We start from the raw sequence: 16,365 nt of genomic DNA on the forward strand, positions 1-16,365 counted from the left end.
TATGAAAAATCATATTTATAAATTCTACACATTACTCTTATTCACAATATCACTTATTTCTTGTGAGAGTATGATTGATATAGATTTGCCTAATGATCAAATAAATACTGAAGATGTATTTAAAGAATATCACACAACAAAAGCCGCTTTATCCAATATCTACGTTTCAATAAGACAGAAGTCTTTATTTACTGGTAATAGTAGCGGTATGGGAAATGCATTGGGGTTATATACAGATGATCTAGTAAGTTATGCTCAACCTAATTCTGCTTCTGGTATATATGAAATCAACAATAATACTTTACTTTCTTCTAACAGTACTATTAGCTCTTTATGGAGAAATACATATGAAACTATCTATTCAATCAATGCCTTTATAGAAGGCTTGAATGCAAGCCCTTATATAGAAACTAAACAAAAAGAAGAACTTCTTTCACAAGCATATTTACTTCGAGCATTGTTATATCAATATCTCACGCAATTATTTGGAGATATTCCCTATATCACAACCACAGACTATAAACAAAATACAATTGCTAGTAAAAGTAACTATCAACAAGTCTTAAGTTTTGTTGAGAGTGATCTATTAAAAGCCTTATCAGGTCTTACTTACACATATGACAATAAAGAACGTATTTACCCTAATAAGAGTGTCGCAGAATTGCTTTTAGCTAAAAATTATCTATTACAAAAAGATTATACCCAAGCATTTAATTATGCAACTAAAGTAGTAGAAAACCCTTTGTATAAGATTGAAGAAAATCTAGACAGAGTATTCAAAAAAGATGCTATGAGCACACTGTGGCAATTAAGTCCCAACTCACCTGGAGAAATGACCTATGAAGCTAGAAATTATTATATCGCTACATCTCCTCCTACTACGCAATCATTATCAGAATCAATAATACGTGATTTTGAGAGTAAAGACTTACGCAAACAAAAATGGATTACAACTATCACAAAAAACAATCAAACATGGTACGCTCCTTATAAGTATAAAAACATAGAAAATAATACCAATGAATACTCTATCATATTTAGAATCGAAGAAGCACATTTTGTCTTAATAGAAGCATTAGCGTATCAAGATAAAATAGATGAAGCCCTTGCTTATTTAAACAAGATAAGACAAAGAGCTAATCTTGATCCTATTAATCAGAAAATAAGCAAAGATGATTTTATAAAGATGATGCTACAAGAAAGTAGAAAAGAATTCTTTACAGAACACGGGCATCGCTTCCTTGATCTAAAAAGAAATAATATGCTTTCTACTCTTGCAGTAAACAAAGTAAACTGGGAACAAAAACACACCTTATTTCCTTACCCAGAGAGTGAATTAGAAATAAACAAAAATCTTAAACCACAAAACTATGGTTATTAAAAAACTAATACTATGCTGTCTAATACTAATCTCTCACATTGTTTTTTCAAGCACTATGAGAGATACTATTGTCAATTATAAAAATGAATATACTTTAAAAAGCACTCAATTTTCATCTAATGGAAATTGGGCGATTATAGCTTCAAAAAATAAAAACAAAACAGACTCTATTTACCTAATCAATACTAAAACTAAGTTACAATCTCCTTTAATCAAGCTTGCTAAGCATGAATTTATAAAAAATTATCTATTCACTTTTAAAAACAGTACCTTAAATATAAAGAATTTAAATACTCTTGAAAATAGCATAATCTCTGATGTAAACAAGTACAACCTCTTAGATGTTTCAAGCCAGTTAGTATATCTAAGTAAAAACAAGACACTAACTCTTGTAAAAATAAAACAGTCAAAGAACATTCTTCAATCTATTAATACTATTAGTGGTGTTGACAATTATTTTCTAAATACTGAGAAAAATCAATTACTCTTATTAAAAAACAACGCCCTATACCTTTATGATTTAGATAATTTAAGAGTAGACAAAATAATAGATCTTGATGATGAAATTCAAGAAGTTAAATGGCAAGTAGAAGCAGATACATGTTTAGTTGTTACTAAAAAACAAGAAGCCATTTATATCAATACCAAATCACTTCAAGCTACTCCTATTAAACTTCCACAAAGTGAAGCAAAAGTTGTGCTTTTTCAAACAGTACTACCCTATAATGGAGATGCCCTTTTTATAAGAGTTATTGAACAAAAGTCTGTTAACTCTTTCGCTACATACTTAGATATTTGGAATGGAAATGATCAATACTTAAACAAAAAAGGATTCGATGAATCTGTGCAAAATAGCTATAAAGAAGTCTATTTATACAACCATTCTACGAAGGCTTTACAATTAATTTCGTTTAAAGAAAATAAGGACTTTTTATATATTAACTCCCCTACTAAATTACTCCTATACGAAACAGCACAAACCAACAATTACTCAACTTACAAGCCGAACATAAAGCTTAGTATTTTTGATATTAATACACAACAAACAAAAGAACTAGATCAGTCTATTTCTTGGCCTAGTAATCATCTTTCATTCTCTCCTAAGGGTACTCATATTGTCTATAAAAAAAACACCACTTGGAAACTTTATGATATTGAAAAAGATAGGACAATACTATTAGATACATTTTCTGAAAGTGCTCAAATTTATTGGTCAAAAAACAATGAAATGCTTTATGTAATTAATCATGGAAATATATGGTTATATAATATAGAGACTCAAAACGTTTCGAATCTAACCAACTTTAAAACTAAAAATGAAATAAGTATACTAAATGCTACAGGGTATGTTAATATGCCTTTACAAGATATCAGTCCTATAATTATAAAACAGAATGAACCTGTTGTTTTTATACAGAAAGATAAAGATAAAAATACCAATAGCTCTAATCTATATCTACTGACTAAAAATAAATTAAGCATCATTCATAGTAATACATCTAATAAAATAACAGATGTACAAGCAAGCAATGATTATAAAAGGTTTATGTTCACCCAAGAGAATTTCAACCTACCTACTACCGTTTTCATTTCTAATCTTTTTAAGATTGATACCTTACTACAAAACAAAACACCGAAGAACTTATACAATTGGAAACAACAGAAAATAATAGCGTATAAAGATAAAAATGGAACTCCTTTAAAAGGTATTCTATATTATCCTAAAGAGTTTCAAAAAGACCGAAAATATCCGATGATTACAAGTGTATATCAAGAACAATCATTTCTACATAATTACTATACCCCTCCATCAGACACTGAAAGTAAGGGATATAATACAACATCAATGGGCTTGAAAAACTACTTTGTTTTCTTACCTGACACCCATATTTCGGAAGAAGACGGCCCTGGTGTTTCAGCTGTTGATTGTGTTACACGAGCCATCAAAGCTGTAAGTGCAATTGAACCAGCTATAGATACAGAAAACCTTGGGATTATAGGTAACTCCTACGGTGGGTATTTAGTTAACTTTATCATTACACAAACTAACTTGTTTAAAACAGCTATAAGTGGCGTTGCTGTAAGTGATATTATATGGGATTATAATTCCTATAATTACAATTTTCCAAATCCTTCCTATTGGAAATATGAAAATGGACAATATGGTATAAAAAATTCACTAAAAGATGTACGAGAAATATACTTGAAAAACAATCCAATTCTCTTTGCTGATCAAGTAAATACTCCCCTATTATCCTATACTGGATATTTAGATGAAAATGTACCATGGGAAAACACTAGACATTTTTATATTGCACTTAAAAGATATAACAAAAAGCAAATCGCATTATTCTATAAAAAAGATGGACATGCTATATTAGGTAAAGAATCAGCATTAGATATAAATAAAAGAGTTCTAGACTGGTTTGATTACTTCTTAAAGGACAATAAAGATCATACATGGATTAATCAAGGATTAAATTAAATAGAAAGAGACGCTTTTTAGGCGTCTCTCTTTATTATGACAAATTAGTACTTATTGTCTTTGATAAAGTGGTTTACTACAAGTTGTTCCTTCTAATTCAAATAAAGCATGTTCCTTCTCTAATGGATCATTCTCATCTGTCCAAGTACAAAGAATTCCACTATTAATTACTGAACAATTCTGCTCTGAGTTCATACAAACGACAGGAGCATTTTCATCAAGATAGTAGCCCTCACGCTCATTTGGATCAACATTTTTCATTGCATTTGTTGCAAATGCACTACCGATAGCAAGTGCGAATACTCCGATTGGCAAACCTGCTGATTTTAAAAATTTTCTCATGACTTTAATGTTTTTATTTTGTTAGTTAGCTTTTTTAAGGTTGAGCTAAACCTTACTGAAACTTGCTTGTTAGCGATCTGGCCAGTTTGTAACGAACAAGGTTCTTGTCAAATAGACCATAGAGATAATGGTCTGTAACAATTAAATCAGATAGCTTATCTTCCCCTAGGTGGTTGATGTAAAAGCTTCCAACATAACTGTTATTTATAAAGTCATACACATCTACAATACTGGCTTGTTTCCACATCTCTTGGGACTCATTTTGTCCCATTGAATTTGATACTATAAACAAGAGATTGCGATGAGCGATAACTTTTGAATTAATAGCTTTTACAGGAGAAGTCATTTTGTTTTCTCCTGTTGATAATTTAGCTGAAGCGATACTTTGGGTTTTAGTCCTATCTATAGTGTTTTGTATGTTTAGTAGATTTAGTTTTTGATCCGTTTGAATAAACTGATTTTTATAATAGTATGTGTATATTAATTGTTGTTTTTCTTTACTATAACTTAGTATTCCATCTGTGTCAAAAACTCCATCTGAATCACTTTGTAGTAAATCAGAATTGAGTTTTACTTTAGTGGTACTTTGTTGATTTATTATACCTAGTACATTTTGATAGTTTTTACTACTTTGCCCTTTAAAGGCAATAGTAGTGGAATCTATTGGAGTAAAGTCTGAAAAGTAAGCCTCTTTGTAACTTAGTATTTCTGTAGGTTGTTGCTTATTTTGATTATCTAGTCTTCCTTTAAATACTATAGAAATAGTCCCGTCAGCTACGTAAAAATAAGGGTACTTTGTTTTGAATTTTAATTGAGTATAGGGAAGTTTTAGAGAGTCAATCTGTATCTGAAAATCTTGTCTTTGAAATTGTTGATCAATTGATATATATCGAAGTGGAGCGGTATAATTACCCAAATATATAGTGTCATTATAGTAACCTGAAAAGTAGAAAGAGTTAACTTGTAAATCAAGAGTTTCATCCTCTATTACTCCATGAGGTAAATACCTTCTTATAAAGGGATTTTCTTTTTTAATAATGTGTTCTGAAGAAAGAAAAAGCAAAATAACAATACCTATGCTTAGTATAGTTAGTAATATAGAAGATATAATAAAACGCTTTTTGTTTTTTTTATTATTCTCTTTATCATTTTCTTGAAAGTAAATAGCTAATAACCCCAAAATACAGACGATGATATTAAACCAAAGATGCTCTGTCCATCCCATCTTTTCAAGTATGCCTCCACAAGAACAAGGAATAAAATCACTGTAGTTTAATATAAGGTAGATGTAAATGGTAAAAGCTACCATTAATCCATAACTAAAATATAATCCTAAAGTTTTGGTCTGCTTTAATGATAAAAGTAAAGCAATAACAACTTCAACAATAATAACCAAATAAGCTATAATAGTAGCATAAGCACTTAATAATGGAGACTGAGTCAGTTGAACTTGAAACTCTTCAAATGTGATTAGTTTACTTATTGCTGCATAAACAAAAAGTAGCATAACAAAATAACGTACAATAAGGACATACTTGGCTTTCATGGTATTGCATTTTGGGATATCCAAAAATACAAACACCTAATTATCAAAACAATACGTGTTTTTACGTAACTTTAGTAGTTTATCTTCTAAAGAAGATCGTCTTCTGTTATATAGTGTCGAATAATAGCATAAGCAATAGCTCCAATAAAGTTATTGGCTTTTGTTTTTTGCATAATAATCTCTTTGTGCTTCTCCACAGTTCTAACACTTAGATGAAGCTTTTCTGCTATTTGTCTTCCACTATACTGCTTTACAAATAACTTAATAATCTCTATCTCCTTGTGAGTTAAACCAGCATCCTTTTTGTAATCAGCATCTTGCAAGTGTTTTACTATACTCCTTATTTGACTATCATAATACACTCCATCCTCATATACATTGTAAATAGCTTTTTTAATCTGAGACAATCCTGCATTCTTTGTTAGATATCCCGCTATATTATATTTAAGCATTCTCTCTATAGTATAAGGATCATTAAAGCTACTAAGAACAAGTATTTTAATGTTTGGATAACTCTCATTGAGTTTAAAAGCTATCTCAAAACCATCCATAATAGGCACTTGAATATCTAAAAATAAAATATCTACCATTTTATTTTTTAAAATCTCTAATAACTCTATACCATTAGAACACTGAAGTACCACTTTTAATGTGTCCAATTGAGACAAAAGCAAACCAAAACTTGTTCTAAAAAGTTTGTGATCATCTACTATTCCAACTTTAATTTTCATATTTATTCTTTATTTTTAATTTGACAACATTTACTTCTTTTTGTCGCTGATAAATAAAGTCTGCCTTAATCTGCTGTACTCTTGTTTTAATATTACTAAGCCCCAAGCCAACATCCTGTCCTTTTAAATCAGCATTAAAATCATACTTTATACCATCATCAATTATAGATAATATTAACTGATTATCCACCCATTTAAGTTCTAAGACCGTATAAGTTGCCATACTATGTTTAATAATATTTTGGATTAACTCCTGTACTATTCTATAGAGTTCTAACCTAACTAACTCACTTAAAGAAAATGTTTGTTTATCACATTTAAAAAACATACTTATATTGGTTGCTCTGGATATCCTAGTTAGATAATTACTTAGTATAATGCTAATTGGATTATCTTTAATCAAAACAGGAGAAAGATTATAACTCACTCTTAAAGCTTCGTCATAACACAATAAAACACTTTCTTGGATATCTGAAATTGTAGACTTTATCAAATCCTTGTCTTGACTAAGTTCTATAACACTAACATAATTTTTTAAAGCAGCTAAATCTCCACAAAGTCCATTGTGTAGCTCCTTAGCTATTCTTGCCCTTTCTTTATGCTTTACTATTAAATTATTTCTAAGTTGTTGTTTTAACTGATTATTGCGATACTTGTTTAAATTCTTCTGATAAACAATCACAAGGATAATCACAGTAATAACAAGAGCAATCATAATAAAAATCTCAAGCCAAAAGAGTAGTTTTATTTTATTTTCCATATTTAATTAATAATATGATTTTAAGAATCTCATTTACTTATACTATTTACTAAGCAATAATCATTAAAATTGGTATCGTTATTGTAGGTATAACCAAATAGCATAAAAGTAAAAACATTGTTCTTATCATGAAAAATAGCCGACTAATACCTAAAACACACCACATAATAAACAAAGACGAAAAAAAACTGAACTAACTATACGCTCATTCATAGAAACCTCTCAATCAAAACCTTAATAAAATAATTAATTGTTCTTTTTTGCGTAAATGATTTCTTTTTACTAATAAACATAATTAATAAAAAAAGACCTACTATACAGAGTTAAATATATGAACATTATAAATCTACCTTCCTTATAGACTTGGTTGGCTTTTTTTATTATATATAGATATATACTAATTCTTCAAACGTCATTCAACACATTAAATCTCTGTTCTTTGATTGACTATATAAGACCTCTTTCTTAATGCTTAAAAATCTAACACTCGAGAAATTTGAAATCCAATATTTTCATTTTATTATAAAACTCGCTAATCTTATCAATACCTACAAAATAACGATTAAGCTTATATGTTGATATATTAATCACAAGACCTATACTAATTTGAGTTTTTTAACATTCACAGCATTTTTTTTATTAATATAAATAAAACTAATTACAAAAAAGTCAATTATGTAAATATTCACTATTTAAAAACAATAAACAATACGTGTTTTCCGCATATTTACCGCATATTTACCGTGTTTTTACGTATTGTATTTTAACTATAGATTGTTTTATTTTAAAAGAGCTACTAAATGATGGTTTTCCCCAAGTAACTGTGTCAATAATTAACCAACCAATATTCAACAATTATGACACAAAATGTTCTTTACACAAGTGTATTAAAACAAATCGAATCAAAAGAAATTGAACTAAACTTAAATGATTCTACTTCCATTTCACAAACCTATGAAATGATTCATTTTTTAAGACTCCTACTTGTAAAACTCAAAAAAGAAATACTGCAAACTGGATTTTTAAATCAAATAGAAGAAATAGAGTTTTTTAAAGTAATTAAACCTCAAGTTTTAGGAAAACTAATCTATTATAACAAGCTCTATAAAATAGAAACAAGTTGTCCAATAGATTTTGTTGTTAAGAATAAATACTATCATAAACATCTGCACGAATTAAACCTTGAGTATAAGAAGTATTTTGCTCACAATGAATTTTATAAATATTATAATGCAAACCGCATAGACAAAGACATCGAGTACTTTACTCTTGGTAAAATGGATTTACTTATTGGTTTAAATAGCTTCATATTTGAAGTAGACGCTATGTTTTCAACTTATTATGACTATAAGATAGCTAGAATCCTATCTCATGATCTCCTTCAAAATTATCTTCATGAGAAAATACAAGAATACAGTATTAGTAACAATCATATTATATCATCTAATTTAGTTTGGTCTGAGTCTCAAAATGCACTGGTAGAACTTATCTATGCGCTTTATCTTTCAGGATCAATTAATAATGGTAAAGGAGAGATACGAAAAATTGCACTCCTATTTCAACAATTATTTGGTATAAAACCTTTAGATATACATCATGCTTTTCACAGAATGAAATATAGAGCTAAATCCAAAACGTGTTATTTAGATAAATTAAAAAAAGTATTAGAAGAATATATGGATAAAGAAGGCTGAACACATATATTTATTTTTAATAAATAATTAGTCTTAAAATTAAGTATCAATCTCTTGACTTTTACAAAATAATTTTAAACAAGGATACTGAATGCTCTTTTTACCCAAAGTGTTGCGGATAAAACAAAAACGGGAGACCGATATGTACTGCGATCTCCCGTTTCTTTAAACACACACTTTCATTTTTAACTAAAATGAAAAACAAAAATTACGTTTTCTTCGTTTCCAACGAAAACGGGAGAGCACCACTTACCTTGCTCTCCCGTTTTTTGTTTTGAAAAAAACACTTTATCACTTGTAATATAAATTGAAAAAAAAAAATCAAAATTAGATAACTAAAACACAACATTAAATTATGAATATAACCTAAACACAAAATCCTCTAAAGCTTTCCAACTCTCGAGATATTTATCTAATTTTGACACTACAAAAGTCACAAAAATTACATCACTCACATAGGACATTTGTCCTTAATGCTATAAAAAAATGTTAAGAATAAATATTGATTTTTTATCGTACATCGAGTCGCTTGCTCAGACGGAAGTTTTCAATGATAAAATTCTCCTACATCCTTATAAACCAAAGGATATTATGCTGCACCAAGGGGATGCGGTTACCAAAGTTATCGTGATTAAAGACGGTATTACCAAGTGCTTTATTACAGAGGAAAATGGGAAGGAATATATTCCGGAGTTTTTGAGTACGGGTGAGATTATGGGTGAGATTGAATACTTGAGTAAAAGGAACTGCTTGTGCTCAGTGGAGGCAATTACACCTGTGAATGCGTATATTATTCCACTATCGGTTTTTGAGCATTTACTGAAAACAGATATTACGTTTAATAATACGATTTTAGAGGTTGAGGCGGTACGTGTGTATAACACCAGTCAACGTGCTTCTTTTCAACAGTTATATACGGTTGAACACGCTTTGGAGAAGTTGTTGGAACTACAACAAAAAGAGAATGTGGTCATTTCTAAGGAGGATATGGCGTCTTATCTTGGAATTACAACCCGCACGTTGAATAGATCGTTGAAGAAGATTCACGATGACGACGAGTAATTACTGCTGATCTGTAAATAGCTAAAACAAGTACGCTACATCGCATAACACGCTTTGGAGAAGTTGTTTGACTGATAAAATATAAAAAGGGCGAATATCACTTCGCCCTTTTTTAGTATGTATGCTTTCTTAAAACTTCGCTTTGTAATCTTCTATCTCAGCAACAGTTTTAATCAATTCTGGTCCTAAGTGTTGATAACCATCGGCTTGAATCAAGAAGTTATCCTCTATTCTGATTCCCCCGAAATGTTGGAACGCCTTTACTTTGTCGTAATTGATGAACTCCACATTTTTCTTGTCTGCTTCCCACATTTCGATTAACTCTGGAATGAAGTAAATCCCTGGTTCCACTGTTAATACGTGACCTGCTTTCAAGGCTTTTCCTAAACGAAGCGACTTTAAACCAAAGATGCTTGTTTCTTTCGGTTCGTCTGCCGTGTACCCCACATATTGCTCTCCTAAGTCCTCCATATCGTGTACGTCAAGTCCCATCATATGTCCTAATCCGCATTGGAAGAACATCGTATGCGCGTGTGCGGCTACTGCATCTTGTGCGTTCCCTTTCATAAACCCTAAGTCGATTAACCCTTGTGACAATATTTCTGCTGCTTTTAAGTGAACGTTTTTAAACTTGGTTCCTTCTCTCAATTCTGCTTTTGCTGCTTCAAACGCGGCTAATACCACATTGTACAAATCGCGTTGTTCTGCTGTGAATTTCTTGTCCACCGGAAACGTACGTGTTAAGTCTGACGCATACCCCATGGCTGTTTCACATCCTGAGTCGTTTAACAGCAATTGCCCCGACTGTAAGGTGTTCATCTTATAATGGTTGTGCAGGATTCCTCCGTTGATGGTTACGATAGACGGATATGCTAACTCACAATTATGGCTTCCGGCTACGTTCTGAATAGCACTGACAATCTCGTATTCCTTAACGCCTGCCTTGCTCATACGCATCGCCAACAAGTGCATTTCATTGGTTACTGTTAATGCCTTTTCAATCTCCACAATTTCCTGTGCTTCTTTGATTTCTCTTTGTGCTACAATGGCCTTAATCATTGGCACGGATGGCGATAATTGTTTGATTGGCAATTCTAATAAATCACTTAACAATATTTTGTTTACCGACTGATATGGTGGCAGGTAATGCACTAAGCGTTGTGCGTTTTGTGCCTTTTTAAGGTACGTATATAAGTCTGCAAAAGGGCGAGTTTCCTCTACTCCTGCTTTTGCGCATTTCTCTTTTAGTGTTTCTTGGCGTCCCATCCACACGATTGCGTCAATTGACATCTCATCTCCAAAGACAATTGTTTTGTTTTCGTCTAAGTCGATGATTGCTGCTAAATGGGGTTGTTGGATGCCAAAATAGTATAAAAACGAACTATCTTGTCTGAAGTGATAGGTGTTGTCTTCGAAGTTTACTGGGTTTTCAATGTTTCCCAAAAATAATAAAAGGCCTTTAGCTTGTACATTATCAGCTAATTTCTCTCTTCTGTTTTTATATGTTGTTGTGTTGAACATAGCGTAAGTTTTAGACTTCTAATGTAGGTAGTTTGAAGGAGAATATCAAATGAATTGTTTTTTGAAAGATGTGCTTTCATACTTTTTGAAAAACTTCGTTTTTCTATTTCTTCTCTTTTCTTTTTGTCTTGATACCAAAAAGAAACAAAAAAAGCACCTAATCAATTGAAAAGGTGCTTTTGGGTTATATATGTTTTTTACTACAAAATAAACTTCTGTTTTCGATAATCGCTTGGCGAGTATGCTGTTACTTTCTTGAATAAACGAGTAAAGTACGAGGCTGAACTATAGCCTAATTCAAAGGCAATACCAGCGATATCTCTGATCTTATCTTGTAATAAGATTTGACTGTGCAGAATACTAATTTCATTGATCCACTGCTTCGGGGGTTTGTTTGTTGCTTCCTTGACGCATTTGTTGAGATAGTTCTCTGAAATGTGGAGAAGGTTTGCGTAGAACAGCACATTTTTATGGTCGATATGAAATTTCTGTACCAACTCTCTGAATTTAAAGGCAATGTCTAACTGCCTTGTCATTGGGGTCTTATTCTCAATATCTGTTCTAATGATTTTCTTTAAGACAGTTAGCAATAACGCTATACTGATTTCCATATCTTTAGTTTCGCCATTTACTTCCTCTTCCAGCAGTTCTAATACGCGTCTAACCCAATTGGCATTGGTGTCGTCTAAAACTACATAAGGGTTCATTGTAAAGAATTGTAAATCTGTACTACCTAAAGAAATATCGGTGATAACCTCACTCTCGTAAACAACAAAGAAGCCTTCTATGTCTTCCGATATAGACAACGTAGCTGTAATATTCCCTTGTTTTACGTTGATTACGTCTCCTGCAATTAAGGTATACGCTCCACTTTCAAGGTGTTGCGTTAGGGTACCTGTGGTTACAAAAATCATAAAGTTAAACGTAGTACGGTACGGGATAACTGGCATTACGATGCCTCTCAAATAATCCTCAATACGATATATCTGTATTTTACTCTCATTAAAAAGGCTGTGCTCATTAATATCTGGCAAAAACAGCTTTTTGTACTGATAATTATTTAGAATTTGTATTGAAGGTTTTGACATATTGGATATAAAATTAAAGACCTTGTTTTCTTTATTAATCAAAGCTAAATTAAGCAATACAAAGGTCTTAATGTGTTATAATTGTAATAAAAAAAGACTTTTCTATGCTATTTCTTGCTTTTTAGAAAAATATTTATCGACTAACCATCCATCAAATCTTCTGATTGGATACATTAACCACATTGAAAACACAAATGGGAACGTTAAGGCTGTCCATCCATATTCTATCATTAAAGCGTCAATATACGTTGCAATAGTTACACTTACTAAAACGTAAATTCCGTCTCTAACTTTGTCTCCTCCCATTGCAATACCACAAAGTACAGCGTTGAAACTTAAAACTCCTTCTTTTACTAAATCGTCTGAGATATCAACGTAGTGAGAAATGAAAACACTAATCATTACTGCTACAAAAGCGTATAGCGCATTGATCGGCTTACTGATGAATACTCCTAAAAAGAAGATAACACCTGCTATGAAGCTTCCTTGGAAAATTACTTGTCCGAAGGCGTGTCCTTCAATTAAGAAATCGTCTAATTCTTGAATGTCAACGAAGTGTTCTGGCACTGAAGGGATAGCTAATTCTGGGATACTTAACACAAAAAGTGTAATCCAAGTCATTCCTACGAATGGAAATGTATATGCTGGTAGTTTGTATTTTACAGCATAACCCATTGCGATAGTAGCTATTACCGATGCTAAAACAATAGCCAACCACACCCAAATATTAGATTGGAAGTAGAAGATTAGGGCTACCCCGATTAAACTTGCGTTAAAACCGTATAGTCCGTTTTCGATATCTTCATCATTGAACTTCATCAACTTTGCAGTTCCGATACCTACTAAGTTACTCACAATACCAGCTACTCCCATTAGTGCTGAATCGTAAAAAATAGCTGCAATAAATAAGATTCCTGTTATTGCGTTTCCTTGTAACATAATTTGTCCAAATCCTTTGAACAATGCATTGTAATAATGACTAACAATCGTTTTCATAAACGTACTTTAAAATATAAAATTTTTGAACTCTTTTTTATAGGAATAGTTCACTCCACAGTTTTTGTTGAATCTCCTGAAAGATGTTGAATAGTTGTTCTGCACCATAACCAAGTATCCTTACTACAAAGCCATCTTGCTCTGTTTTACTAATTCCAAAAACGATGTTTTCAACGTCTTTGTACTGAGCGTGGAAGTAAGTGATGTATTCTTCTACTGACACATTAGCTGTGTTACAGTAAATCAATGTTCCTTGGTGTGTAAAACCTTCTAAAATTCCCAATCCTTGAATAGGCATCAACTCAGGTTGTAACAACACATTGTCTTTTAAGACCATTTCATTGTCTACGAAAACTTCTGTTAAGTTTTGAAAGTGATTGTACTCAAACTGTTCTCCAGACATCTTACGTCCACAAGTAACAATATCACTTAATAAGAATTGGCAATCTTCTGCCAGATTAACGATGTTGTGACTAATGAATGTTGATGAATTCTGAGGTACAACAGGGTGAGGTACATAAGCAAAGGCAGCTCCTTTTTCAAGGTTGATAGCCATTGTTTGTGTTGACTTATTTTTCATGTGGAATAAACGTTGGTACGCTTGCGTTTGCAATTGTAACTTCGAGTTCTCTGCCACTTTCACTTCAAGTCTGTGGTCATCTCCGTCTAACAATCCCGGTGATGAACTCATAATCATCAGATAAGCTGCCTTATCACGACGATATTGTCCCACTGGAACAATTCTGAATGGTTGAGTAACGTATGCATCCTTTAAGAAGGATACACCGTCACGTTGCTCAACTTTAATATCTAAAGAACATACCATACTTATCGTTTTAAATTTGGTTCTTCAACATCCTCTAAAAGAGCATATTTTTTAATCCAACCGATAATAGCATCAAGTCCTTCTCCTGTTTTTAAGTTTGAGAATACAAATGGAGCTCCTTTACGCATTAAGCGTGCGTCTGCTTCCATTACTTCTAATCTTGCTCCTACATAAGGGGCTAAGTCAATTTTATTGATCAACAATAAGTCTGATCGTGTAATAGCTGGTCCACCTTTACGAGGCATTTTTTCTCCTTCTGCTACGTCAAGCACGAAAATTGTGATATCAGCTAAATCTGGACTGTAAGTAGATGATAAGTTATCTCCTCCACTCTCGATTAAGATTAACTCTAAGTTTGGAAAACGGTGTGCTAATTCATCAACAGCTTCTAAGTTCATACTTGCGTCTTCTCTAATTGCTGTGTGAGGACATCCACCTGTTTCAACTCCGATGATACGGTCTGCTGGCAACAAACTGTTTTCTGCCATAAACTTCGCATCTTCTTTTGTATAAATATCGTTTGTGATTACAGCTAAGTCATACTCATTCAATAAACGACGACTTAAACTTTCTAATAAAGCAGTTTTACCTGAACCTACTGGTCCTCCTACTCCAATTTTAACATATTTTCTAGTTTCCATTTTCTATGAGTTTTATTATGATAAATACAATCGAGAATAAAGGTTTTCGTGTTGCATACAACGAATATCAAAACCTACATTACACAATCCAATTAAGTTACGGTCAAGGTTTAGGGACTCTTGGCTCAACGTCCATAAATCATCGTGCAAATAGTATAGAATATCTTGTCCGTCTAACTGACCAAGTGGTACAAGTTTTACGGCATTGGTTACCATACCAATTGCAGCATTGTAATAATAAGCGTGCATAGCCTCTACAATAGGAAGTTCCATTAAGTAAGCAAACATTCCGAATAGAACACAATAGTGGCTATAAGCTTTCTTTTCTCTGATAATTTGTCCCCATTGTTCTACCAATGGATCATCTACATATCTCGAGAATATTTTAAACAACCTCACTCCCAATTTTTGACTTCCTTGGCGTACTTCCATTGGGCTTTTTAGTGCGTTACACTCTTGATCAAGCTTGATTAATTCAGCTAAATCCCCTTTTGAAGCAGCGTCGTAAGCTAATTTCATGATAGCGGCATCATTATATTTAAGGTTATACCACAAGTTATGTCTAACATATTCTTCTGCAGTTACCTTACTATTCACAAGTCCTTCTTGTACATAAGTTTCTAACCCGTTTGAGTGAGTGTAACCACCTATGGGTAAAGTAGGATCTGATAAGTGTAATAATCTTCCTAAAAACTGACTCTGCATAGTAATTATTATTTTATTGACATTATAGTTTTTGACATTTGAAAAGAAAAGCGTTTATTATGGCCAGGATCTACATTAGCATTCAACTTGTGTAATAATACTTCAGATTGAACACTTGGTGCATATCCTTGTTGTTGTAGCCATAAATAAATCGGTCTTTCAAAAGGCATTAGCAGCTTATTCTCCTTTACAAAAAGAGCTAAATGTTTGTTTCCTACTTCATAAGCTACTAAACCTAAATTTAAAAGATCATCAAACTGCACTACGATTGAGTCACAAGGGAGAACGCGAACGACAACCATTCCTGTTTCATCGTCAACTAAAACATCTCCGTGTCTTAGTTCTTGACCTTTGTCCATAAACTTAATCGCCACTTCCCTTCCTGACGCTGTTCGCAATCGTTGTATTCTCTTCTGAGTTTGAAACCACTCAATAGACAATACATCGACTTCCGAATTGTCTAAGGCTGTGATATCATTGCGCAATGCTTTTGTTATAATCATGATAAATGAGAGACTTTTTTATATTCCTTTTCTGCTTGCCTTGATGAAGCATTAGCTATTAGCAGTAACAGCTAATGCTTTAAA

The 16,365-nt window shown here is 32.2% G+C and carries 15 protein-coding genes; 4 read left to right on the forward strand and 11 right to left on the reverse strand.

Going from position 1 to position 16,365, the window contains the following annotated elements:
* Position 1: 1 nt before the first annotated feature.
* Both AABL81_RS01085 and AABL81_RS01090 read left to right on the forward strand, forming a co-directional pair.
* Positions 2-1,381, forward strand: coding sequence for a RagB/SusD family nutrient uptake outer membrane protein (locus AABL81_RS01085; protein ID WP_341340149.1), 1,380 nt, complete (start codon positions 2-4; stop codon positions 1,379-1,381).
* 55 nt (positions 1,382-1,436) lie between these two features.
* Complete coding sequence (locus tag AABL81_RS01090) at positions 1,437-3,866, forward strand: alpha/beta hydrolase family protein (RefSeq protein WP_341340150.1); 2,430 nt, start codon at positions 1,437-1,439, stop codon at positions 3,864-3,866.
* 51 nt (positions 3,867-3,917) lie between these two features.
* On the opposite strand, the gene AABL81_RS01095 is transcribed toward AABL81_RS01090, so the two are convergent.
* From AABL81_RS01095 to AABL81_RS01110, 4 genes are all read right to left on the reverse strand, one after another.
* Positions 3,918-4,208, reverse strand: coding sequence for a DUF6520 family protein (locus AABL81_RS01095; protein WP_341340151.1), 291 nt, complete (start codon positions 4,206-4,208; stop codon positions 3,918-3,920).
* Positions 4,209-4,260: 52 nt separating this feature from the next.
* The gene (locus AABL81_RS01100; protein WP_341340152.1) at positions 4,261-5,754 is read right to left on the reverse strand and encodes a DoxX family protein; all 1,494 of its coding nucleotides are present in this window, start codon (positions 5,752-5,754) and stop codon (positions 4,261-4,263) included.
* Between the two features lie 86 nt (positions 5,755-5,840).
* On the reverse strand, positions 5,841-6,485 hold the full coding sequence (locus AABL81_RS01105) for a response regulator transcription factor (RefSeq protein WP_341340153.1): 645 nt from the start codon (positions 6,483-6,485) through the stop codon (positions 5,841-5,843).
* Complete coding sequence (locus AABL81_RS01110) at positions 6,475-7,245, reverse strand: sensor histidine kinase (protein WP_341340154.1); 771 nt, start codon at positions 7,243-7,245, stop codon at positions 6,475-6,477. Before AABL81_RS01110 ends, AABL81_RS01105 begins: the two co-directional genes overlap by 11 nt.
* An 857-nt stretch (positions 7,246-8,102) precedes the next feature.
* On the opposite strand from AABL81_RS01110, the gene AABL81_RS01115 reads away from it, so the two are divergent.
* Complete coding sequence (locus AABL81_RS01115) at positions 8,103-8,939, forward strand: RteC domain-containing protein (protein WP_158210626.1); 837 nt, start codon at positions 8,103-8,105, stop codon at positions 8,937-8,939.
* A 486-nt stretch (positions 8,940-9,425) separates the two neighbouring features.
* Positions 9,426-10,001, forward strand: a complete 576-nt coding sequence (locus AABL81_RS01120) for a Crp/Fnr family transcriptional regulator (protein WP_341340155.1) — start codon at positions 9,426-9,428, stop codon at positions 9,999-10,001.
* A gap of 129 nt (positions 10,002-10,130) precedes the next feature.
* Here the strand turns inward: AABL81_RS01120 and AABL81_RS01125 are convergent, their stop codons facing one another.
* The 7 genes from AABL81_RS01125 to AABL81_RS01155 all read right to left on the reverse strand — a co-directional run bounded on the left by AABL81_RS01125 (position 10,131) and on the right by AABL81_RS01155 (position 16,281).
* Complete coding sequence (locus AABL81_RS01125) at positions 10,131-11,522, reverse strand: aminopeptidase P family protein (protein ID WP_341340156.1); 1,392 nt, start codon at positions 11,520-11,522, stop codon at positions 10,131-10,133.
* 200 nt (positions 11,523-11,722) lie between these two features.
* Complete coding sequence (locus AABL81_RS01130) at positions 11,723-12,610, reverse strand: helix-turn-helix domain-containing protein (protein WP_341340157.1); 888 nt, start codon at positions 12,608-12,610, stop codon at positions 11,723-11,725.
* Positions 12,611-12,712: 102 nt separating this feature from the next.
* The gene (locus tag AABL81_RS01135; RefSeq protein ID WP_158210623.1) at positions 12,713-13,606 is read right to left on the reverse strand and encodes an urea transporter; all 894 of its coding nucleotides are present in this window, start codon (positions 13,604-13,606) and stop codon (positions 12,713-12,715) included.
* A gap of 37 nt (positions 13,607-13,643) precedes the next feature.
* Entirely contained in the window at positions 13,644-14,432 is a 789-nt protein-coding gene (locus AABL81_RS01140; protein ID WP_341340158.1) for an urease accessory protein UreD, read from the reverse strand.
* 2 nt (positions 14,433-14,434) lie between these two features.
* Entirely contained in the window at positions 14,435-15,073 is a 639-nt protein-coding gene (gene ureG, locus AABL81_RS01145; protein WP_158210621.1) for an urease accessory protein UreG, read from the reverse strand.
* Between the two features lie 15 nt (positions 15,074-15,088).
* Complete coding sequence (locus tag AABL81_RS01150; RefSeq protein ID WP_158210620.1) at positions 15,089-15,778, reverse strand: urease accessory protein UreF; 690 nt, start codon at positions 15,776-15,778, stop codon at positions 15,089-15,091.
* 8 nt (positions 15,779-15,786) lie between these two features.
* Positions 15,787-16,281: an urease accessory protein UreE gene (locus AABL81_RS01155; protein WP_158210619.1), complete on the reverse strand. Its 495-nt coding sequence runs from the start codon at positions 16,279-16,281 to the stop codon at positions 15,787-15,789.
* Positions 16,282-16,365: the final 84 nt, after the last annotated feature.

Source organism: Myroides sp. C1519 (assembly GCF_038039755.1).
In the GTDB taxonomy this organism is placed as follows: Bacteria; Bacteroidota; Bacteroidia; order Flavobacteriales; family Flavobacteriaceae; genus Flavobacterium; species Flavobacterium phaeum_A.

Bases quoted from the DNA above. Each gene is read 5' to 3' on its own strand.
- AABL81_RS01100 (WP_341340152.1), bottom strand. From the start codon at position 5,754: ATGAAAGCCAAGTATGTCCTTATTGTACGTTATTTTGTTATGCTACTT.
- AABL81_RS01095 (WP_341340151.1), bottom strand. From the start codon at position 4,208: ATGAGAAAATTTTTAAAATCAGCAGGTTTGCCAATCGGAGTATTCGCA.
- AABL81_RS01135 (WP_158210623.1), bottom strand. From the start codon at position 13,606: ATGAAAACGATTGTTAGTCATTATTACAATGCATTGTTCAAAGGATTT.
- AABL81_RS01155 (WP_158210619.1), bottom strand. From the start codon at position 16,281: ATGATTATAACAAAAGCATTGCGCAATGATATCACAGCCTTAGACAAT.
- AABL81_RS01130 (WP_341340157.1), bottom strand. From the start codon at position 12,610: ATGTCAAAACCTTCAATACAAATTCTAAATAATTATCAGTACAAAAAG.
- AABL81_RS01125 (WP_341340156.1), bottom strand. From the start codon at position 11,522: ATGTTCAACACAACAACATATAAAAACAGAAGAGAGAAATTAGCTGAT.
- AABL81_RS01120 (WP_341340155.1), top strand. From the start codon at position 9,426: ATGTTAAGAATAAATATTGATTTTTTATCGTACATCGAGTCGCTTGCT.
- AABL81_RS01105 (WP_341340153.1), bottom strand. From the start codon at position 6,485: ATGAAAATTAAAGTTGGAATAGTAGATGATCACAAACTTTTTAGAACA.
- AABL81_RS01090 (WP_341340150.1), top strand. From the start codon at position 1,437: ATGAGAGATACTATTGTCAATTATAAAAATGAATATACTTTAAAAAGC.
- AABL81_RS01085 (WP_341340149.1), top strand. From the start codon at position 2: ATGAAAAATCATATTTATAAATTCTACACATTACTCTTATTCACAATA.
- AABL81_RS01140 (WP_341340158.1), bottom strand. From the start codon at position 14,432: ATGGTATGTTCTTTAGATATTAAAGTTGAGCAACGTGACGGTGTATCC.
- ureG (WP_158210621.1), bottom strand. From the start codon at position 15,073: ATGGAAACTAGAAAATATGTTAAAATTGGAGTAGGAGGACCAGTAGGT.
- AABL81_RS01150 (WP_158210620.1), bottom strand. From the start codon at position 15,778: ATGCAGAGTCAGTTTTTAGGAAGATTATTACACTTATCAGATCCTACT.
- AABL81_RS01115 (WP_158210626.1), top strand. From the start codon at position 8,103: ATGACACAAAATGTTCTTTACACAAGTGTATTAAAACAAATCGAATCA.
- AABL81_RS01110 (WP_341340154.1), bottom strand. From the start codon at position 7,245: ATGGAAAATAAAATAAAACTACTCTTTTGGCTTGAGATTTTTATTATG.